The organism is Lactobacillus helsingborgensis (assembly GCF_000970855.1).
Classification (GTDB): domain Bacteria; phylum Bacillota; class Bacilli; order Lactobacillales; family Lactobacillaceae; genus Lactobacillus; species Lactobacillus helsingborgensis.
The window spans coordinates 354,529-375,233 of the sequence record NZ_KQ034046.1; the positions used below are offsets into that span (position 1 = coordinate 354,529).

Here is a 20,705-nt window from a genome sequence, read left to right on the forward strand (position 1 = left end):
ATTTTAGTGAATTAAGCTTTTGTTTGGGGTATTCTTATAGTAATAAATGATGTAAAAAGGAAAAAACTATGAAAACTATTACTGAAGATTATATTTTAGGACTTGATATTGGGACCAACTCTTGTGGTTGGGCTGTAATGGATAAGAAAAATAGGTTGTTAAGACTAAGAGGCAAGCGTGCCATTGGTTCACATTTATTTGAAGAAGGGCATTCTGCTGCAGACCGGCGTAGTTTTAGGACTACTAGAAGGCGCCTTAAACGCAGAAAGTGGCGTTTAAGGCTATTAGAGGAATTTTTTGCGGAACCAATGGCCAAGGTAGATCCAGCCTTTTTTGTGCGTTTACATCAATCTTGGGTGTCGCCATTAGATAAGGACAGGAAAAAATACCACGCCATTGTTTTTCCGACAGCTAAGGAAGATCATGAATTTTATCACGATTATCCAACTATTTATCATTTGCGTGACGCACTAATGAGGGAAGACCGTCAATTTGATTTGCGTGAAATATTTTTAGCTATCCATCACATTGTTAAATATCGCGGCAATTTTTTGCAAGACACACCCGTAAATAGTTTTGTCGCCTCAAAAATTGACGTGGCTTCCTTTTTGACTAATGTTAACCAAGCCTATGCGGACAAATATGGCGAAGAGCAAAATTTTATTGAATTAAACGAGAATAATGCTGCTGCAATAGAAGCTGTAATTCGTGGCAAAGATAAAGACAAAACGACTAAACAGTTAGATAAAGCCAAAAAAATTACCAAGTTATTGCAAAGCTCCACTAATAAATACGAGAAAAATGTTACTAGGCAGATAGCTAATGCCATTATTGGTTATAAGACACAGTTTGAAACTATTTTAGGTAAAGACATTGATAAAAATGACAAAGCTGATTGGGAATTTAAACTTTCTGACGGGGATGCCGATGACAAGCTTGAAAACTTGCTGCCAGAATTTGACGACAATGATCAATACATTGTGGCTGAGATCAAAAAATTATTTGGTTCGATTGCTTTAAGCCAAATAGTCTATGAGAATATGACTCTGTCACAGTCCATGAAATGTAAATATAAAGATCATGGAGAAGACTATGATTTATTAAAGCAGTATATTGCAACTTTATCTGATCATAGTCAGGTAAGGAAGCTGCTTTTAGCTTATGACTTGTATGTCAATAATCGTCATGGTCGCTTGCTGGAAGCAAAGAAAGAGTTTAAACAGGATAAAGCATTAACGCAAGACGAGTTTTATAAAATAGTTAAGGAAAATTTGGATGATTCCCAACTAGCTCAGAAAATTTTGCAGAAAATTGACGAAGGGAAGTTCATGCCCAAGCAGCGGGTTAATAAAAACGGCTATATCCCCTATCAATTGCACCAAATTGAATTGGATCAAATTATTGCTAACCAGAGCAAGTATTATCCATTTTTGGCAGAGGAAAATCCGGTAAAAGAACATCGCAAGCAAGCACCCTACAAGTTAGATGAACTGGTTAGATTTCGCGTTCCTTATTATGTAGGACCTTTGATTAGTCCAGATGATAAAAGAAAAGATGAGCAACAAAATAAAAACCATGAAATGTTTAAGTTTGCGTGGATGAAACGTAAAGATGATAACGGTGCAATTACCCCTTGGAATTTTGCCCAAAAAGTAGATCGTGAAACCTCAGCAAATAGATTTATTAAGCGCATGACCGTCAAAGATACCTATCTGATTGGAGAAGATGTATTGCCTGCACGCAGTCTGCTTTACCAAAAATTCGAAGTCTTAAATGAGTTGAACAATATTAGAGTTAACGGTAAACGGCTTGAACCAAAGTTTAAGCAAAAAGTATTTAACGAACTGTTCAAACAGAAAAATAAGGTAACAAAGAAGGCGTTTAAGGAATTTATTTTACAAAATACCGGTATGAAAACGGCTGAGATAGATGGTTTGGCTGATCCCACTAAATTTAACTCTAGTTTGTCAAGCTACTATCACCTTAAGAGTACGAAAGTGTTTGATAAGCAGTTAGATGATCCACAATATCAAGCAGATTTTGAAAAAATAATAGAATATTCATCTATTTTTGAAGATGCAGAGATTTATCAAGAAAAATTACATAAAGAAATTAAATGGTTAACACCCGCACAATTTAAAGCAATTGCAAACTGGCGTTTACAAGGTTGGGGCAGGTTGTCTCGCAAATTGCTGGTAGAGCTGAAAGGTAAAGGTGGGGAAAATATTATATATCAGCTCTGGACTACGCAAAAGAATTTTATGCAAATTGTGAATGAACCGGAATTGAAAAAAGCAATCGTTAAAGAAAACCATCAAGCAACAGAAGAAAAAGGCATTGAAAAAATTCTTGATGATTCCTTTACTTCTCCTGCTAATAAAAAGGCCATTAGACAGGTTATTAAAGTGGTTGATGATGTAGTTAAAGCAGCTGGTGGTAAAAAGCCTGCCCAATTTGCCATTGAATTTACAAGAGAGCCAAAGTGGAATCCACATCTATCGAATATTCGGGGTACTAAACTTTTGCAAGTTTACGAAGATACTGCCAAAAAATTGGTAGATCAAAGTCTGACAGACAGTCTTAGAGAAAATATGACCAACCGTAATTTACTTAAAGATGAGTATTTCTTGTACTTTATTCAGGGGGGTAGGGATGCTTATACAGGCAAAAAAATTGATATTGATGATATCCCTAAAAAATATCAAATTGATCACATCTTACCCCAATCATTTATTACAGATGATTCACTAGATAACAGAGTACTGACTGAAATCGAAATAAATCAGAAAAAAGGTAAAAAATATGCTTCCCATCTTTTTGCTCCAAAACCTGCTTTTGGGTTAAATCAATCAATTAGTGAAATGTGGAAGACGTGGCAAAAAGCTGGACTAATTAGCCAGCGTAAATTGAATAATTTGTTATTTGATCCAGATTTAGTGAAAGATAAGCAGAAAAAAGGTTTTATAAACAGGCAATTGGTCGAAACCAGTCAAATTATTAAATTGGTTTCAATTATTCTACAAGATAAATTTCCAGATACAGAAATTATCACAGTCAAGGCAGGTTATAACACCGCTTTGCGTAAGGAACTAAAACTATACAAGAGTAGAGAAGCTAATGATTATCATCATGCAATTGATGCTTATTTAACAGCAATTTGTGACAATTTCCTTTACCAGGTATACCCTAATTTTCGACCGTTTTTCGTTTATGGACAATTTAAAAAATTTAGTCAAGATACGGATAAACAAAAAAAAGCCGTTAAATATTATGGCCTTAAAAATTTCTTGTTGCCGTTGCTAGATGACAGTACTGGTGATGAAGTTATGGTAAATCATACTAAGCATGTGGTCTTTCATAAACAGCGTGACATTTTTAACAGATTGATTCAAGCCTATAATTATAAGTATATGTTGGTGTCTCGCGAAACTACAACTGAAAACAGCAACATGTTTAATATGACAATTTACCCGCGTGGAGAACGGGATCGCAAAAAGACTAGAAAATTGATACCCAAAGGTAAAGATCTAGATCCGGCTATTTACGGTGGCTATAGCGGCAATACGGATGCGTATATGGTAATTGTCAAAATTGAAAAAACAAAAGAAACACTTTATAAGGTAGTTGGGGTTCCAATGCGGGCTTTAGCTAGTCTAAAGAAGGCTCAAAAGGAAGGTAATTACGACCAAGAGCTGAATAAAGTGCTTGAACCGCTAATAATGTTCAATAAAAATGGTAAAAGTAAAGCTGGCATAAAAGGTTTTACAGTAGTTAAAGATCATGTTCATTTTAAGCAGGTTGTTATAGACGGCGACAGCAAGTTTATGTTGTATTCAGCACAATATAGAGCTAACGCTAAACAACTAACTTTGTCTCAGGAAACGATGAAAGTTGTAACTGATAATACTGATGATATGGATCAAAAAAATGCTGATAAAGATCAGCTTCTCCTGAATGCCTATGATGAAATTCTTGAAAAAGTTGATCAATACTTACCGCTCTTTGATATTAATGGTTTTAGACAAGGGCTACATGACGGCAGAGCAAAGTTTGCTGCACTAAAAACCAGTGAAAAGAAATATACATTAAAAAATGTTTTAAATGGTTTGCATGATAATTTAGTTACTCCTAATTTGAAAAACATAGGAATTAAGACCCCATTTGGGTTGATGCAGTCATCAAGCGGGATAACTTTGTCTCCTAATGCTAAATTGGTTTTCCAGTCACCTACCGGATTATTTGAAAAACGCGTTAAGCTAACTAATTTATAAGTGCATACAAAAAAGAGAGCTAGATTAATCGCTCTCTATTTTTGTGTATAAAAAAAGCCTCTGCTATGGAACCTAATATACAGAAATAATTAGAGCCTGAGGCGTGACGATAATAAATATCGCGTTGAAACTTGTACAAGAGTACATCGTTTGATTTTAAATCTGGTTGTTAAATCAATAATGATTAGAAGTTGGTAGCTAACCAACACCTATAGCTTAACATTTTTTCAAAAAAAAACAAGGAGGAATTATGGGATGGAGATCAGTAATCATCACGCAGCATGCAAAATTAACATATTCAATGCAAATGATGATTGTTCAAACTCGTGATGGGATAAATCAAATTCCAATTGAGGATATTAATTTATTGCTTGTTTCAACTACACAGGCAGTGATAACTAGTGCACTTATTAGTAAGTTGGCGCAGAATCAAACCAAAGTTATATTTGTTGATGAAAAGGACAATCCGGTAGTTGAAACGGCTGTTTATTATCCTGGAGCGAGAAATATGGCTAAGCTAAAAAAGCAGTTTGATTGGGATGAACATTTAAAAGAAGTATTGTGGACAAAGATAGTTAGTCAAAAGATCAAAAATCAGATTGCAGTTTTAGAAAATTATCATTTGGCTAAAGATGATGTTCAAAATGAACTGGATCAGTTGGAAATTAATGATGAAAGTAATCGCGAGGCAATTGCAGCGCGTAAATACTTTATGCTTTTATTCGATAAAAATTTTGTTAGACGTGATACTAGTGCGGTCAATGCAGCATTAGATTATGGCTATGCTATTTTGCTTTCTAGTTTTAACCGTGAAATTGTAATGAATGGCTATCTGACATATTTTGGTATTCACCACTGTTCGCAAGAAAACCAGTTTAATTTAGCTTCGGATCTAATGGAACCATTTAGACCATTTGTTGATTATTGGGTTAAGGCTCATGAAAGAATTAAAGAACTAACTCCAGATATTAAGTATGGTTTAGTTGAACTTTTAAGTTTAGAAATAAAGTTTAATGGTAAAAGTACTCTTTTAACAAATGCTATTACGGTTTATACGAGGGAATGTTTAAAGTTTCTGAGTGGAGAAAGGAAAGAATTGCCAGAAATGGAGATGAGTTTGACTAATGAGGTACCGAATAATGCGCTTAATGATAATGTTTGATTTACCAACAGAAACGGCTGAAGAACGAAAAGAATATCGCCAATTTCATAAAAAGTTGATTAATGAAGGTTTTCTGATGGTTCAGTTTTCAGTATATGTGAGGGTGTGTGTTACTAGACAAACAGCTAAATTTTTGGAAAATCGTATTAGAAAATTTTTGCCTCGCGGGGGATTAGTACAGTCATTAATGGTTACTGAAAAGCAATATAATGACATGCATTTTTTAGTCGGTAAGCCAATTGACGATGTGCGTAATACATCAGATAGGACGGTAATTTTATGAATTTGTCTTATTTAACTCATAAAAAATGGGTTCTAAAAAAATTTGGCGTAAAAATCATTGCTACAGGAAGTCCAATCGCATACCGTGACTTGATTCAAGGCTTTCAGGGGCAAAATCAACTCTTACTTTGCTCAGATGATAATTATGATGCACTAAATATTTCTGAAACCTTTGATTTTATAGGCGATCCGCTACTTAGTGGCGATATTACTAAAAAGTATATGACACATATTGTAAGTAGTTATATTACAAACTTGGATGAGGAGAATCGCAATAAGGTTATTAAATCTTTTTATAATTTAGAAACTACTTTGCATGATACGTTATTACTTGAAGACTTACCTTTAGAAATTACTTTTGATGAAGACCTGAAAAAGTTACTTAAACTAACTGATGTTCATTTGGACAAAACTATTTTAAATAGTCCGTATGGTATAATAGAAACAGTTTTAAGAATTCACCAAGTTTGTAATTTGAGGACGATCCCCGTTATTTGTAATGTAGATCATTACATAGAAGAACGGGAGTGGCAAGAATTAGCTAGTCTTGTTACGCAAATGAAATTGATTGTGATTTTAATCGAATTTACTGATGCTAAAAATTTACAGATACCTAAAGACATACCTTTTTATTATATTGATAAGGATCTAGTTGATTGGTATTAACGGTATTATTAAAATTTGATGATAAAATATCGGTTTTAGATGGTTGTTAAATTGATGATGATTAGAACAAAGTATTAATGCGTTTCGCGATTATATGGGTTTTAGATGGTTGTTAAATTGATGATGATTAGAACTTTAAGTGGTAAATTTTGGTATCTAGGTTGGTTTTAGATGGTTGTTAAATTGATGATGATTAGAACAATCATTTACATATTCGTAAGGCTTATTGCGTTTTAGATGGTTGTTAAATTGATGATGATTAGAACACTAAGGCTGAACAGTACCTCATAAAATTAGTTTTAGATGGTTGTTAAATTGATGATGATTAGAACCGATACTGATCAGTTAATAATGGCGCACTAGTTTTAGATGGTTGTTAAATTGATGATGATTAGAACTTCAACCTTATTTTAATATCACAGGTACAGGTTTTAGATGGTTGTTAAATTGATGATGATTAGAACGTAATATTAATAATGAAGAAAAAACTGATAGTTTTAGATGGTTGTTAAATTGATGATGATTAGAACTTTATCGTTAAAAAATATCATTGGTGCGATGTTTTAGATGGTTGTTAAATTGATGATGATTAGAACAGTTTGAAAAGCTATCTGTTGATGACCTTAGTTTTAGATGGTTGTTAGATCAATACTCGTTTAATATCTTAAGAAAAGTACCCTAAAATAAAGAAAGGTTTTTGTTTGTTTACATGAAAAATATACTAAAAAGTAACAACAATAAACTATACCTTTTGTCAGTGATCACCGATAACTTGGGCAGCTCTTTAATGTCATTTGCATTGCCGTTAATGGTACTAGATATTACTAAAAATGGTATCCACTTATCGATAATTTCCATTATTGAAACATTGCCCATTTTGATTTTAGGGCTTCCAGCAGGTGCGTTAACAGATAAATTCGATGTTAAAAGAATCCTTATTTTCAGTGATTTGATTAGGTTAATCAGCTATTTGATTCTTTCCGCATCCTTTCTATCCCATTTAACAGTCAATTGCATGATTTTCATTATTTATGCGGTATCACTTGTTGTCAGTGTAACCAACACGCTTAATACGGTGTCAGAAATTACTTTTGCTTCTTTTTTAGTAGAAAAGAAGGATTTTTCTGAATTAAACAGTCTGGTTTATGGCATACAATATGCAGCTAATTTTGCATTGCCTATTTTAGGCGGGATATTATATCAGTATATTTCACATAGCCTTTTAATTGGTATTTGTGCAACTTTCTATTTAATTAGCCTTTTACTAGAAAAAAAGATAAGCTTGCAAACTAGGGCTGCTGCTTTTAGCGGCTATGCAGCTCTCAAATCTGCACTTAAAACGGTAAAAACAGATATAAAAGAAGGACTGCAATATACGCTTAATCTTCATTCTGTTTTATATCCGTTAATATTAGCTGCACTAGTTAATATTGCTTCAGCAAATTTTGATAATGATAGTCTCATAATATTACGCACACAAATAGGACTTTCATCTCAAAATATTGGAATAATTGTAGCGATTGCAGCTATCAGTGCCTTAATTGGTACTTTGGTGGTCAATTGGTTGAATGAACGCATTGGGTTTAATCTATTGTTTGTATCGTTAATTTTTGCAGGTGCTTTTTTTCGCGTAGTTTTTGTTCTGAGCCAAAATGTACCAACAATGGTTTTAGCAATTGCATTTGTTTCTATAATTGAATCTATTATTAATATTAGTATCATCACGAATAGGCAACAGCAAGTTGAACCTAGATATCTTGGACGGGTAACAAGTATCTATAAAACAGTGTTAATTGGGGTAAACTCTTTGGGCTTTCTTTTAGGTGGTCTTGTCGCCAAAAAAATAGGTTCAAGATCAGGCATTGGAGTATCAGCAATTGCACTTTTGCTAGTTACCGTAATTAGTATTTATTTGCTGACACCTAAAATAAAACGTGATAACAAGCTTTAGCAGCAAAAAAGAATTTAGAGGTAAGTGGTAAACTGTGAAATTTTTATTTATGCAGGTGATTTGTTTAAGATGACAGATGTATAAAAGACTATGATTCATAATAATAGCTGTGAAGTTAAACCTAATTGCTACTTCGATAAGACGGCTGGCTACAATTCAGAAGAAAACAGTAGCACACTTAATTTGGATTAATGCGATAATTTCATATCTAGCAAAAATAAAAGACTAATAAATTGCTTATTACTGCACAAATTTATTAGTCTTTTTGAATGTAAAAATTTTTAAAAATAGTAATTAATTACAATTTCTGTGATTTTAGTTATGAGAAGTTTTTGACCAAGAGTTATTGCCAACTATTAATCGTCCCAATGCCTTGTAGGGCACGATAGCTAGAGACCATCTGTATATATCAAGCAGAAAGATTATTTTTATTAAGATAGAAAATGATATTGGTGCATCAAATTGGGCTTCGCGCCATTGCTTGATGATTAATAGACTGTTTGACAAATACTGTACTAACAGCAAACCCACAATAATTGATATACTAAGCCACGGATTAGTTCTGGCGTAGATTAACAATGCTATTAAAGAAATCGCTGCTGCTGGTGTGATAATGATTGAAAATACAGGGATTAATAGGAAAAACATTACGAAAGTCTTGACCATAGTCGGCACAGAATTTGAACGTACGATGCGAATACCATAATTATTGAGACATTGAAAGCCACCTTGGCACCAACGTGTTCTTTGGCGTATTAATTTTTTATAATCGATAACACCTTGTTGCGCGATGCTGACAGTGTTGAGAAAGGTACCGTGATAGCCTTTTAGTAATCCCTTTAAGGAAAATTCACAATCTTCTAGCAAGGAAGATGACCAACCCACGTCTTTAGCCATTTTTAAGGTCATAAACTGTCCGTTCCCAGAAGCTAAGGACGAGCCCCAGTTTGTCCTGGCCATTTGTAAAAGGGAATTATAAATGGAAAATTCAAAATTCTGCATTACCGCAATATAGTGGTCAAGATTGTAAATATTCACTCTTGTTTGCACTAAATCATAATTTGAATGATCAAAAGCATGTACTACCTGTTGCAAGTATTTTTTACTAGGATGACTATCGGCGTCTACTACCCCGATAATTGTCTCGTCTATTGAATAATTCATTTTAAAAATGTGATTAGCAGCGTCCTGTAGCGCCGGACCTTTTCCCAGTTGTGCGTTAGGTTTGATGCGATGAATGACTATGATATCAGGATGATAAGCATATTTTTTTAATAAGGAAGATGTGCCGTCACTTGAATCATCATCAATAAAGACGAGTTTAAGTCTGATAAAATCCTCGCACTGCTTTTGTAAAGCAATCAATTTGGGGATATTTTTGCGTAGAGCTTGATATTCATTCATTGCCGGTATCAATAAGAACAGGGTTTTAAAATTGCGACTGCGTTGGCCGTACGGGTCCTGCTTGACATTACCACTAAATGTCAGGTAGAGCATCCAGAACAAGTCAAAAACGAATGAACAGCCACCCAAAATTAATACGATGTCTATAAATAATTTCAATTTAAGGGTCTCCGAATATTTTTTCCATGATTCTAAATATATTTCAGATTTATAATAACATTAATAGATATATACATAAAATATATAAGCGCTTAATTATTAGTTAAATATTTATATTTAAATACGCATACACCTATAAACACTGCTTTAATAGCATTAAATTTAAGAATTTAAAAGATAAAAATAATAATTAATTAAATTATTTTTATTTATTTATTAATATTAATAGTATAAGATGTAAAATTATTTTATTATTAATTTAGTAAATTGAATATTTTAGGGTGAATGTTATTTTTATATCCACAATTCATAAGTAGTTAGGATTCGGGTTGTCTGTTCAAACTATAATTTTTGCCCTTGCTGTAATTTTAACGGGTAAAACAACAAATAAAAAGACAAGCAGTTATCTGCTTGTCTGAAATTTTTTTGCCTGAAAATATTATTATTCGCCTTTAAAAGTGCCGTTTTCTACTTGACTAATGAAATCAGCTAAATGTCTGTAATAAACGTCGGGATTATCAACCATGTGGTGGTGACCACCATTAGGAGTCGTAACTAAACGGGAATTAGGAATTTCCTTTTGCATAATCTGTGCCGTAGCGATTGGCATTGTTTCGTTTTCACCAAAGGTTAATAGTGTAGGCACTTTAATATTTTTGAGCTGATTTCTAAAGTGCCAGTCTTTTAATTTACCAGTGATAACAAATTCGTTGTCACCTTGGAAGGCTTGGTAAACAGCGGAACCACCTATATCTTTTAGGTGATACAACTTAGACGGTTGTTTCCGGTCAACAAAGTTGATGTTTAGAATGTTAACGTCTTCCTGGTAACGGGCATTGCCATAGTCGTTATTCTGCTCACATTCATGCATAAAATCAATTTCGGTTTGGGGTAAAACCTCTTGGCGTCGGCGATTAACGGCTTTGACATAGTCGTCAATATCATCGACCATTGAAGAAATAATTGCACCTTTTAAGTGTTGCCCATATTTGACGGCATATTCTTGTACCAAAAGTCCGCCCCAGCTTTGTCCAATCAGGTAAAAATTGTCTAACCCCAATTTTTCTCTGACCTCATCAACTTCATCTAAGAAATAGTCGTAGGTTAAATATTTGCTGGCAATGGCTGGATCTGAGTAATCTGGCTGGTCGGAATAAAGAGAACCCAGTTGATCATACATTGTTACTTGAACGTTCAAGCCTTGCTTTTGCAGTTGTGCCGCGGTGTCTTCCCAGTATTCATGGTTGCCTCCGGGTCCACCGTGCAGAGCTAGTAAATGAATATCTCCTTTACCTTGGGTATTTGTCCATAAATGATAGCCGTTATCAAGCGTAATAATTTTTGTCCCTGTTTTCATATTTTTCTCCTTTTTATTATCAGTTAGACTCTATTTTAGCTCATTATAATGAAAAGAAAAACAAATCAAAAATGAAAAATGTTTTAAAATAGCAAATTTTGCTAAGCGCTTACGTGTTACAATGAAATTATTACTTTAGCTAAAAATTAAGGAGAATGAAAATGGCTGAACCCAAATGGTTAAAAGATATGGACAAAGATCAATATTTAAAGGAAGACTTTGATGCTCAAGGCAAAAGCCGTTATACTGTGGCGGATCTGATTAAGAACGATCCAGATTGGCTTGATAAGGCGGCAGAAAAAACACATGCTGCTACGGGCGACGATTATGTCAAGCTTGATAGCGGACTGTTAACAGTTAATCAAATCAACTGGATGCTGCGCAATACCATCGGTGAGCTAACTTTTGTTGACGATAATAACCAATTCCTGTGGTACAACCGTCCGGTTGATCCTAATGTCAAAATGAAGGCTAAAAGGGTACCGGCACAAGTAGGAAATACGATGGGTGAGGTTCACCCCGATGTACGTGATGTCATTTTGGAAGCAAAAAAAGTTGTCCATGCTTTGCGCACCAAAGAAGGCGGACATGACACGGTTTACATGCCAGTACCAACTGGCAACCTTAAGCAATTGGTTTTGCATTATTATAAGCGTGTTGAAGATGATGAAGGCAATTATGCCGGTATTTATGAATGGGTGCAGGACCTTTATCCGTTAGTAAAATACTTCTGTGAAACAAAGGGACAAAAGCTGGTAGTTGATCCAGACGCTACAACAGGAGCTACATATAGGAGAAATTCCGCTCCTGATGCTCAGACGAAAGCTTCAACTAAGGCTGCAGCAGCTGCAGAAGAAGAGGCCAAGGCAGTTGAGCCGGACACTGCAACAGGAGCTTCCCATAACTAAAAATAAATTAAATATTTGCAAGTGGTAGTTAGACTGGTTCTAACTACTTTTTTGTTATACTGATAATAGGTAGGCTTATAAACACAGTTAGAGCCTAGAAGGAGGAAAATAGCTATTCTTAACAATATTTGGTAGATATAAAACAATTAATAGCAGCTTTTATAAGCGTATTAATTATAAAAAATAGGTTGAATTATTTTCATAGAGGTAATTATGTTATGACTTTTTACACACTTAAATATATTGAGCAAAATCAAAATACCAGTAAAACTATTCTATATGTTTTGATTGCTTTCGCGGCTTTGACCATGATTGCTTTCACCGTACTTTATCTCAGACACAGATTTGATACACGTTATCGTGATTTAGGGATTATTGCACTGTTATTTTTATTATTATTTATGGGAACGCAATATGAAAAATATGTACAAACTAATGTAGTAAAATCGCAGTCTGAACAAATTGGCCCCTTTATCAAATCAGTGGCTAAAGATAATAAGGTCCCGGTCTCTGATGTGATGGTCAATTCTACCACGCTGCAAGATGGCTTAATTGTCAGAGTAGATTCAAAAGACATTGATTACCAGTTGGAATTAAATGATGACAATAATTCATATACATTAAAGCAGGCACACGTGATCAATCACAAAGTCGATGTCAAGAATTAGGAGGAAGCAATAATGAATTATACGCAGCTTTTTATTAAATTTGTTTTAGGTGTGTTAACTTTAATTTTTCAAATCAATGTTTTTGGCAAAAGTAACATAGCTCCTACAACCGCTTTGGACCAACTGCAGAACTATGTTCTTGGTGGCATCATTGGTGGTGTTATTTATAATGCCAATATTTCCGTTTTACAGTTTCTGCTGGTTTTGATTGTTTGGACATTAGTGGTCTTTATTTTGAAGTTTGCCCGGGAACACAGTAACTTTATTCGCAGTTTGATTGATGGTAAGCCAATTCAAATAGTTAAAAACGGTCAGGTTTTACCACGTAATTGCTTATCTGCTGGACTTTCGGCCAATGAACTAATGTTCAAATTACGCAGTCAGGGCATCTATTCTGTTGATCAAGTGAAAAATTGTATCTTTGAAAAGAATGGTCAACTAACCGTGATCAAAAAAGATGAAAATAATGTCCGTTTTCCTTTAATTAATGATGGTCAAATCAACCAAGATGTGCTTGAATCTATTAATAAGGATGAAGATTGGCTGAATAAACAGCTCAAAAAAGCTGGTTATAATGATCCCAGTGATATCTTTTTGGGTGAATTTGAAAATGGTCAAGTTTCTTTCACGGGTTATAAGCAAAAATAGAAAAGGGAAATAAATGGAAAATTTGAATAAGGCGCAAAACTTAGTGCAAAATGCGGAAGCTGTGATAGTAGTTGCTGGTAATGGTTTAGCTAAAGCGGAAGGGCTTGACCTTTTAGGTGAAGAAAATTTTGAGCGGGCTTTTCCAGATATTGTGCAAAAATATGATGTCCACTCTGTAGGCTATGCACTTGACCAGCACCTTTCTTCCTGGTCTGAAAAGTGGCAATTATGGTCGCGCCTTATTCAAAAATATTCTCTGGCGTATCGTCCCAGTGAGACATTAAAACAATTAAAGCAGTTAATTGGTAACCGACAATATTTTATTGCCACTTCAACTTTTGGTCATTTTTTCGAAACCGCGGGTTTTAACGAAAACCGTATCTTTAACGCTTTCGGGGATTGGACCAAGATGCAGTGTTCCAGTGGTGTCAATCATGGTCTGCAAGACTCTTCCAACGTGGTGCAAAAATTTGTTGTAGCTAAGTCAAGAGCAGCTTTAGAACATCTGGTTCCCAAGTGTGAAGTTTGCGGACAGCCATTGGAAATTCACATGCCTTTAAACGATCATTTTTACCCAGATACCGACGCCAATAGCCGCTTCCGTTGGTTTTTGACTGGCAATGAGGACAAAAATACGGTCTTTTTAGAACTGGGTGTTGATGAAACCAGTCCGCAATTGCGTGAGCCAATTGAGCATTTGGTTGCAGAATACCCGCAGTGGTCGTACGTTGCCGCAGATTTCCCGCAAGAAACGTTACTGCCCGAAATTCAGGAGCGTAGTGCCGGCGTGAATGGAGATACAGCGAGTTTAATTAATTATTTAGTAACGGAGTAACTGATTTTCAATGAGTATTTACGTAAAAAATGGCGTGCTGCATGTTTCTGGCGTTCAAGATAAAATAAGGGGTAAAGGACAGGAATGGCCTGATTTTATTTCCGACTATACCATGCTTGATATTGAAACCACGGGCTTAAACCCATATCGCGATCATGTGACCGAAATGGGCGCAGTTAAAGTACGTAATAATAAGATTGTGGATGAATTTAGCCAGTTGGTAGTTTATCCGCGTTCAAACCATGTTCCCAGTTTTATCACCAAGTTAAACGGTATTACTGAAGAGCTGCTGCTTAAAGAAGGAAAACCTGTAAAAGAAGTAATGACGGCTTTTCGCAGTTTTATTGGTGATGATATTATCATTGGTTACAATGTCAATTTTGACTTAAATTTCCTGTATGATTTAACGCAAAAGTTTCATTTGCCCGAACTGAATAATGACTACGTTGATGTTTTGCGTCTAGCTCGCGTTTATTATCCCAAGCAGCATAACCGCTTGCTTGACTGTATTCAACGTGCGGGTATTGCCCAAGTAGAGCAGCATCATGGTCTGGATGATTCTCTTGATACTAAAAAAGTTTATGATGATTTTCACCAGCATTTTAAGCCCGAACTTTTAGAAAAAGCACAAGGCAAACTAAAAAACTTTGATTTATTACAAGATGAACTTGAAACTTGGGAATTGGGCTTTCGTAACCCGGTTAACAATAAGAAGATTGCTTTTGCTCCCGAAGTAGAAATAGATGCTGCTGAAGCTGCACAAATGGTTAATAATATGAACGGGATTGCGCAAACTGGTGTTAAAGCGGATACTGATTATTTAATTATGAGTGATGATGGCTTTTTTAGTAAAAGCAATGCGGAAGCTCTCAAAGCAAAAGAATTTAATCGCGCTGGTAGTAAAATTAAGCGTCTGTCTGAAAGCTATTTCTTAAATACGCTTGATGAATGGGCTAGGAGTTAAAAAGTGCTAAGTTAAGAGTCCTGAAAGTTTGCCTACTTTTAGGACTTATTTTGTTAATAGATTTTCCTTTTTATTGTTCCGGTTGCAAACAGTAGTTCGTTTAGCTATACTTAATTATTATTAAATAAGGAGCGATTTGAATGGCACGCAGGCGAGGCAGACGGAGCAATAAAGCCAATATCAGCGACTTCTGGGCAATAGTTATTCTGGTTTTATTTTTAATCTGGTTTATTTCAACTAAAGGCGGCTCTGATCCGAATGGGCACCAAACGATTGACAGAATTACCCGCAGTGACCATCAGAAAAATAATAAGATTACGCAGGCAAAACCGGCAGCTAAAGTTTATGGTGGTTTATCAAGTCAAGATTATCAAAAATTAGCTAATTTAGATTTTAAGAGTGGCAGTTCTGCATATATTACGGTTAATAATGATCACTCAACTTTGATTAAAAATGCTTGGCGGGTTAACCGCGTCATTTATGCGAATTTAGACAGCCTAAACCGCACTTCACATTCCAACACGGCTTTTTTACAAAAAAGGAATGTGGCAAATGATAGCCTTAGAGTGCGGCAATTCGTTGAGCCTACAGGTTGGCACTACAATCGGCGTAACGGTACCCAAATTTATAATCGTGGGCATTTGATAGCTTATTCGGTTTCTGCCGGTATTGATCAAGAGGGTAATTTTAATCCTGACAATCTTTCCGGTGATCAAAATAATCCTAAAAATTTGTTCACCCAGTCTGCTTTTTCGAACCAGCGAATCCAAACCATGTTTGAGAGTCGTATTCGTGTAGCCTTGAGACAGAATAAAAAAGTGATTTATCAAGCCACCCCTATTTTTCGCGGTGAAGAACTAATGGCACGGGGAATTAACTTGCAGGCAGTTTCTACTGACGGTGAACTTGATTTTAACGTTTACTTATTTAACATTCAGCCGGGCTACTCTTTTAACTATAATAATGGGCGGGCTAGGATTGATCATGAAATGCTGGTCGAAGAAAATTATAATTGATGTGTTCTAGAAAAATGCAAATGAATAGGCAAATGTTCGGATAAAATAGTAATTAATATATACAGGAATTAAAAGGGGCAACGGTAAGATTTACAGCTGCCTTTTTTGTTAATGGTAATATGAGAAAAAGAGAACATTAAATACTATTTTTGTAAAATAATTAGCGATTTACACAAGTAATACGAATATTTGGGTCAAAAAGGTGCTTATCACAACTGAACCCCGAATTTTCATTGAGCAAATAAGGTTGTGTTCTAAGAACTTTTATCATAAAATTAAAGAAGTAAAAAGTAAAATACAAATTATAGTGGTGCGAGTTAAATGGATAACAATAAGTTTGTTGAAGTAAAAAATTTGCGGAAAGTTTATGACAATGGGCATGAGGCGATCAAAAATGTCAGCTTTTCCGTTAAAAAAGGAGATCTGGTCTGTTTGCTGGGACCGTCTGGATGCGGTAAAACAACCATTTTAAATATGCTGGCAGGCCTTTTAAACCCTACAGAGGGAGATATTTTATTTAACGGTAAGTCAGTTATAAAAGTTGCGCCTAAAGATCGCCATATTGGCTACGTTTTTCAAAACTATGCATTATATCCACATATGACTGTTTTGCAAAACGTAATGTTTCCGTTAATTGTGGGAGCTAATAAAAAGTCTAAAGCTGAAGCTAAAGAAATTGCTACTAAATATATGGAGTTGACTCAAATTACTGAGCTGGCTGACCAAAAGCCGGGTAATCTATCCGGTGGTCAGCAGCAACGAGTAGCAATTGCCCGCGCCTTAGTACAAGAACCCCAAATTCTGCTGATGGATGAGCCATTAAGCAATTTGGATGCTAGATTGCGCTTGAAAATTCGTGAAGAAATACGGTCACTGGTAAAAACCGTAGGGATCACGACCCTCTTTGTCACCCATGACCAAGAAGAAGCGTTGTCAATTGGTGATAAGATTATTTTGTTCAATGATGGCATTATTCAACAAGATGATTTAGGCCAAAATTTCTATTTGGAACCTAATAATTATTTTGTAGCCAATTTTGTAGGCAATCCGGTAATTGATAATTTTAAAGTAACTAAAACAGCAAATGAAATAAAGTCAAGCCAATTTACGATAAATCTTGCCGATATGGAGCAGTCACGTTTTAAGCGTGAACTCCCAGACGGTGAGTATGTCTTATCTGTGCGACCAGAAAATATCGTTCCCGACCATGATGGTCTTTTTGAAACAAAAGTGGACGATATTGAATTAATTGGACGTGAACGAATTTTAAAATTTACATTTGATAATCAACAAGTGCGTTCACTAATCAATTTAGAAGCTCCAATTAAGCATGGTGATGTAGTAAAACTGAAAATGCGGCTAAATAGGGTATTCCTGTTTACACCTGAAGGAGAGCGAGTTTACTAATGAAGACAAATCAGAAAAAGGCTTGGCTTTTTTTAGCACCAACAATTATTTTCGTCACTCTGTTTAGCATTTATCCTATTTTACGTGCATTTGGCATGAGCTTTCAGGGTGGTTCCTTAATTGACTTACATTGGAATGGTTTTAGCAACTACCAGTATATTTTTAACGATCCCGAGTTTTGGCTGGCTATCAAGAATACCGTTCTATATGCCGTTATTTCAGTGCCGGTTGGACTGGCAATCTCAATCATGCTGGCCTGGATTATTTTTGATAAGGTAAAACACAAGTCATTCTTTGAAACCACATTTTTCATGCCTTATGTTACTTCAACGATTGCGATTGGTATTGTTTTTCGTTATATCTTCAATGGTGATTACGGGATGCTGAACTTTTTGCTCAGGTCACTGCACCTGCCAGCTCCTGATTGGATTGATGATCCGGCAATGTCTTTGACGACTATTATTATCTTTGGTATTTGGTCGTCACTGGCTTTCAACATAGTTATTTTGATGGGGGCACTACGTAATATTGATCCCAATTTTTACACTATTGCCGATATGTATGGTGCAAGCGGCCGTGATAAGTTCTGGCGCATTACCATGCCCGAACTAGTTCCTACAATTGCATTTCTACTTACCATGAATGTGATTGGAGCATTTAAAATTTATACATCTGTTTATGCACTCTTTAACGGGCAAGCCGGAGTCGGAAATTCAGGGACAACCGCCGTCTTCTATATTTACAATAAGTTCCAAATAGTTGGCACCCCTGGAGTTGCAATGGCGGCGACAGTGATCTTGTTCCTGATAATTCTGTTTGCCACATTTTTGCAGCGAAAAATGATGAAGAAGGTAGGAGAAAATTAAATGAAACGAATTCGCTTAGGAGTTTTATTCAGTTACATTATTTTATTTATCTTTGCCATCATTACCGTTTTTCCCTTTATTTATATGATTTTGGGCGGTTTGATGAGTTTTCAGGAAACTACTTCAATTCCTCCTACATTAATTCCGCATCACTTTGAGTGGTCCAACTACGCTACAGTTTTTGCGCGGGCACCATTTGGTCGTTATTTTTTCAATACGGTATTAACTGCCAGCGTCACTACGATCGTTAGTTTGTTTAACTCTTTATTAGGTGCGTTTGCGATGGTTAACCTGCGCTTTAAGGGCAAAGGGTTAATTCAATTGGTGCTTTTGTCACTATTGATGGTTCCAGGAGAAGCAATCATCTTTACTAACTATAATACGATTGCGCACATGGGTTTATTGAACACTTATGTGGGTTTGGTCTTACCGTTCTTGACTTCTATATTCTACATGTATTACTTGCAAAGCTACTTCGGCTCAATCTCAGATACGATTTATAAAGCCGCTATGATTGATGGAGCAAGCGACTGGGATTACATCTGGAAAATTTTAGTCCCGATGTCAAAAGGCGGTTTATTTACTGTCGGTCTTTTAAGTTTCATCTCTGGTTGGAATTCTTTCCTTTGGCCTTTGCTTGTAACGAATGAAGATACTATGAGGCTACTTAATAACGGCTTGTCAGCCTTTGCATCTGATGCCGGTAGTGAAACGCAGCTGCAATTAGCCGCTGCAACCCTTACGGTTTTGCCTATTTTAGTCTTGTACTTAATCTTTAGAAAACAGATTATTAAGGGGGTAGTACGTAATGACCTCAAAGGCTAAGACCACCATTACCTTTTATAACGGCTTGAATACCATTGGTGGACCGATGATCGAAGTCGCTTACCGTAAATCGCATATTTTATTTGATTTGGGTGAAGTCTACAGACCGGAATTAAATCTGCCTGATGAAAAGTATCAGACTTTAGTTAACAACCAGTTAATTGGGGATGTGCCCAACTTTTATGATCCTGAATTAACTGGGCAACCACTTGATCATGAGCGGTGGACACATGCCGCAGCCTACATGTCGCATCTTCACCTTGATCACAGTAAGGCTATGAATTTCTTAGCACCTGAAATACCTTTGTATGCTGGACCGATCACAGCTAAGATGTTGCCGGCTTTGAACGAAAAAGGGGACTTTCTGCTCCCAGCTGCTGGTCATAAGCCGAGCTATACTCGTCCCATTATTGCGGCGCAGTATCAAAAGCCGATTGAAGTGGGCGATATTACAATGACGGTTTGGCCTAGTGACCACGATGCCTATGGTGCGACTGGACTTATTGTCAAGACACCTGATTTAGCAATTGCATATACTGGTGACATTCGCTTACACGGTTATCACCCCGATTGGGTCAAAAATTTTTTGATAGCTGCAAAAGAATGCGATGTTCTGATTACTGAGGCAACTGGCTTTTCTTGGCCCGAAGAAAAGCATGAAGAAAGTAGCGAAGAATTTACCGGTCCTAAAAATGAGGCTGAGCTGACTGCTCAATTTATCCAATTGCAAAATGACAATCCCAAGCGGCAAGTCACCTTCAATACTTACCCTACCAATGTTGAACGGTTGCTGCGCATCATTTCTGACTCGCCACGCCGCGTTGTTTTACATGCTGCTAGGGCCCATTTGTTCAAGGAGAGTTTAAATAAGGACTTTCCGTATTATTACTTGCCAGGGGAGCAAAAATTCGCTGATCTGAAACCAGAATTAGCGGTTCATTATGAAGAACTGTTAAATGATGATCACGAATTCCTCTGGCAAGCCGTTGCAGATTTTGATCAGTTGCAAAAAGGAGGGCTTTATATTCATTCTAATGCGGAGCCCTTAGGTGATTTTGATCCAGCCTATCAACCTTTTATGCAAAAATTGGCTGATCAGGAGATTGAGGTTCAGACGTTGCGTTGTTCTGGTCACGCCGACGAAAGGGAACTAGCACAAATTATTGATATGGTTCAACCACCAACACTCATTCCAGTGCACACATTGCATCCGGAGCTGGTGGAGAACCCTTATGGTAAAAGGATTTTACCAAAGCGCAACCAAACAATTACGCTTTGATTAATCAAAAAAAATGTTGTTTAGTTTATATTTGGGA

At 36.0% G+C, this 20,705-nt stretch carries 17 protein-coding genes and 1 CRISPR repeat array; of the genes, 15 read left to right on the top strand and 2 right to left on the bottom strand.

Annotation, left to right across the window (positions count from 1 at the left end):
* Nucleotides 1-68: 68 nt before the first annotated feature.
* The 5 genes from cas9 (at nucleotide 69) to JF73_RS01670 (ending at nucleotide 8,332) form a co-directional block, all read left to right on the top strand.
* On the top strand, nucleotides 69-4,271 hold the full coding sequence (gene cas9 / locus JF73_RS01650) for a type II CRISPR RNA-guided endonuclease Cas9 (RefSeq protein WP_046326727.1): 4,203 nt from the start codon (nucleotides 69-71) through the stop codon (nucleotides 4,269-4,271).
* A gap of 250 nt (nucleotides 4,272-4,521) precedes the next feature.
* A complete protein-coding gene (gene cas1 / locus JF73_RS01655) occupies nucleotides 4,522-5,433 on the top strand; it encodes a type II CRISPR-associated endonuclease Cas1 (RefSeq protein WP_046326728.1) in 912 nt (303 codons plus the stop codon).
* A complete protein-coding gene (gene cas2 / locus JF73_RS01660; protein WP_045927545.1) occupies nucleotides 5,411-5,716 on the top strand; it encodes a CRISPR-associated endonuclease Cas2 in 306 nt (101 codons plus the stop codon). The genes cas1 and cas2 overlap by 23 nt, the downstream gene beginning before the upstream one ends.
* Nucleotides 5,713-6,381 carry a type II-A CRISPR-associated protein Csn2 gene (gene csn2 / locus JF73_RS01665; protein WP_046326729.1) on the top strand — a complete coding sequence of 223 codons (669 nt, stop codon included), beginning with the start codon at nucleotides 5,713-5,715 and terminating at the stop codon, nucleotides 6,379-6,381. Before cas2 ends, csn2 begins: the two co-directional genes overlap by 4 nt.
* A gap of 32 nt (nucleotides 6,382-6,413) precedes the next feature.
* Nucleotides 6,414-6,977: a CRISPR direct-repeat array (repeat unit 36 nt; unit sequence GTTTTAGATGGTTGTTAAATTGATGATGATTAGAAC).
* A 113-nt stretch (nucleotides 6,978-7,090) separates the two neighbouring features.
* The gene (locus JF73_RS01670; protein ID WP_046327377.1) at nucleotides 7,091-8,332 is read left to right on the top strand and encodes an MFS transporter; all 1,242 of its coding nucleotides are present in this window, start codon (nucleotides 7,091-7,093) and stop codon (nucleotides 8,330-8,332) included.
* 315 nt (nucleotides 8,333-8,647) lie between these two features.
* Here the strand turns inward: JF73_RS01670 and JF73_RS01675 are convergent, their stop codons facing one another.
* Nucleotides 8,648-9,895 (bottom strand): glycosyltransferase family 2 protein, encoded by a 1,248-nt coding sequence (locus JF73_RS01675; RefSeq protein WP_052727759.1) that lies wholly within the window; start codon nucleotides 9,893-9,895, stop codon nucleotides 8,648-8,650.
* Nucleotides 9,896-10,337: 442 nt separating this feature from the next.
* A complete protein-coding gene (locus tag JF73_RS01680) occupies nucleotides 10,338-11,252 on the bottom strand; it encodes a proline-specific peptidase family protein (protein WP_046326730.1) in 915 nt (304 codons plus the stop codon).
* Between the two features lie 161 nt (nucleotides 11,253-11,413).
* Between JF73_RS01680 and JF73_RS01685 the strand changes: the two genes are divergently transcribed.
* From JF73_RS01685 to JF73_RS01730, 10 genes are all read left to right on the top strand, one after another.
* Complete coding sequence (locus tag JF73_RS01685) at nucleotides 11,414-12,160, top strand: PAS domain-containing protein (RefSeq protein WP_046326731.1); 747 nt, start codon at nucleotides 11,414-11,416, stop codon at nucleotides 12,158-12,160.
* A gap of 218 nt (nucleotides 12,161-12,378) precedes the next feature.
* Nucleotides 12,379-12,828, top strand: a complete 450-nt coding sequence (locus tag JF73_RS01690) for a DUF3290 domain-containing protein (protein WP_046326732.1) — start codon at nucleotides 12,379-12,381, stop codon at nucleotides 12,826-12,828.
* 12 nt (nucleotides 12,829-12,840) lie between these two features.
* On the top strand, nucleotides 12,841-13,476 hold the full coding sequence (locus JF73_RS01695) for a DUF421 domain-containing protein (RefSeq protein ID WP_046326733.1): 636 nt from the start codon (nucleotides 12,841-12,843) through the stop codon (nucleotides 13,474-13,476).
* Between the two features lie 13 nt (nucleotides 13,477-13,489).
* Nucleotides 13,490-14,311, top strand: a complete 822-nt coding sequence (locus tag JF73_RS01700) for an SIR2 family NAD-dependent protein deacylase (RefSeq protein WP_046326734.1) — start codon at nucleotides 13,490-13,492, stop codon at nucleotides 14,309-14,311.
* A 10-nt stretch (nucleotides 14,312-14,321) separates the two neighbouring features.
* Nucleotides 14,322-15,275, top strand: a complete 954-nt coding sequence (locus JF73_RS01705; RefSeq protein WP_046326735.1) for an exonuclease domain-containing protein — start codon at nucleotides 14,322-14,324, stop codon at nucleotides 15,273-15,275.
* 140 nt (nucleotides 15,276-15,415) lie between these two features.
* Nucleotides 15,416-16,291 (top strand): DNA/RNA non-specific endonuclease, encoded by an 876-nt coding sequence (locus JF73_RS01710; protein ID WP_046326736.1) that lies wholly within the window; start codon nucleotides 15,416-15,418, stop codon nucleotides 16,289-16,291.
* Between the two features lie 321 nt (nucleotides 16,292-16,612).
* The gene (locus JF73_RS01715; RefSeq protein ID WP_046326737.1) at nucleotides 16,613-17,698 is read left to right on the top strand and encodes an ABC transporter ATP-binding protein; all 1,086 of its coding nucleotides are present in this window, start codon (nucleotides 16,613-16,615) and stop codon (nucleotides 17,696-17,698) included.
* Entirely contained in the window at nucleotides 17,698-18,564 is an 867-nt protein-coding gene (locus JF73_RS01720) for a carbohydrate ABC transporter permease (protein ID WP_038521305.1), read from the top strand. Before JF73_RS01715 ends, JF73_RS01720 begins: the two co-directional genes overlap by 1 nt.
* A complete protein-coding gene (locus JF73_RS01725; protein WP_046326738.1) occupies nucleotides 18,565-19,389 on the top strand; it encodes a carbohydrate ABC transporter permease in 825 nt (274 codons plus the stop codon).
* Nucleotides 19,373-20,668, top strand: coding sequence for an MBL fold metallo-hydrolase (locus JF73_RS01730; protein WP_046326739.1), 1,296 nt, complete (start codon nucleotides 19,373-19,375; stop codon nucleotides 20,666-20,668). The genes JF73_RS01725 and JF73_RS01730 overlap by 17 nt, the downstream gene beginning before the upstream one ends.
* The last annotated feature ends 37 nt before the right edge of the window (nucleotides 20,669-20,705 follow it).

Bases quoted from the DNA above. Each gene is read 5' to 3' on its own strand.
- JF73_RS01700 (WP_046326734.1), top strand. From the start codon at position 13,490: ATGGAAAATTTGAATAAGGCGCAAAACTTAGTGCAAAATGCGGAAGCT.
- JF73_RS01705 (WP_046326735.1), top strand. From the start codon at position 14,322: ATGAGTATTTACGTAAAAAATGGCGTGCTGCATGTTTCTGGCGTTCAA.
- cas1 (WP_046326728.1), top strand. From the start codon at position 4,522: ATGGGATGGAGATCAGTAATCATCACGCAGCATGCAAAATTAACATAT.
- cas9 (WP_046326727.1), top strand. From the start codon at position 69: ATGAAAACTATTACTGAAGATTATATTTTAGGACTTGATATTGGGACC.
- cas2 (WP_045927545.1), top strand. From the start codon at position 5,411: ATGCGCTTAATGATAATGTTTGATTTACCAACAGAAACGGCTGAAGAA.
- JF73_RS01710 (WP_046326736.1), top strand. From the start codon at position 15,416: ATGGCACGCAGGCGAGGCAGACGGAGCAATAAAGCCAATATCAGCGAC.
- JF73_RS01725 (WP_046326738.1), top strand. From the start codon at position 18,565: ATGAAACGAATTCGCTTAGGAGTTTTATTCAGTTACATTATTTTATTT.
- JF73_RS01695 (WP_046326733.1), top strand. From the start codon at position 12,841: ATGAATTATACGCAGCTTTTTATTAAATTTGTTTTAGGTGTGTTAACT.
- JF73_RS01685 (WP_046326731.1), top strand. From the start codon at position 11,414: ATGGCTGAACCCAAATGGTTAAAAGATATGGACAAAGATCAATATTTA.
- JF73_RS01670 (WP_046327377.1), top strand. From the start codon at position 7,091: ATGAAAAATATACTAAAAAGTAACAACAATAAACTATACCTTTTGTCA.
- JF73_RS01720 (WP_038521305.1), top strand. From the start codon at position 17,698: ATGAAGACAAATCAGAAAAAGGCTTGGCTTTTTTTAGCACCAACAATT.
- JF73_RS01680 (WP_046326730.1), bottom strand. From the start codon at position 11,252: ATGAAAACAGGGACAAAAATTATTACGCTTGATAACGGCTATCATTTA.
- JF73_RS01690 (WP_046326732.1), top strand. From the start codon at position 12,379: ATGACTTTTTACACACTTAAATATATTGAGCAAAATCAAAATACCAGT.
- JF73_RS01730 (WP_046326739.1), top strand. From the start codon at position 19,373: ATGACCTCAAAGGCTAAGACCACCATTACCTTTTATAACGGCTTGAAT.
- csn2 (WP_046326729.1), top strand. From the start codon at position 5,713: ATGAATTTGTCTTATTTAACTCATAAAAAATGGGTTCTAAAAAAATTT.
- JF73_RS01715 (WP_046326737.1), top strand. From the start codon at position 16,613: ATGGATAACAATAAGTTTGTTGAAGTAAAAAATTTGCGGAAAGTTTAT.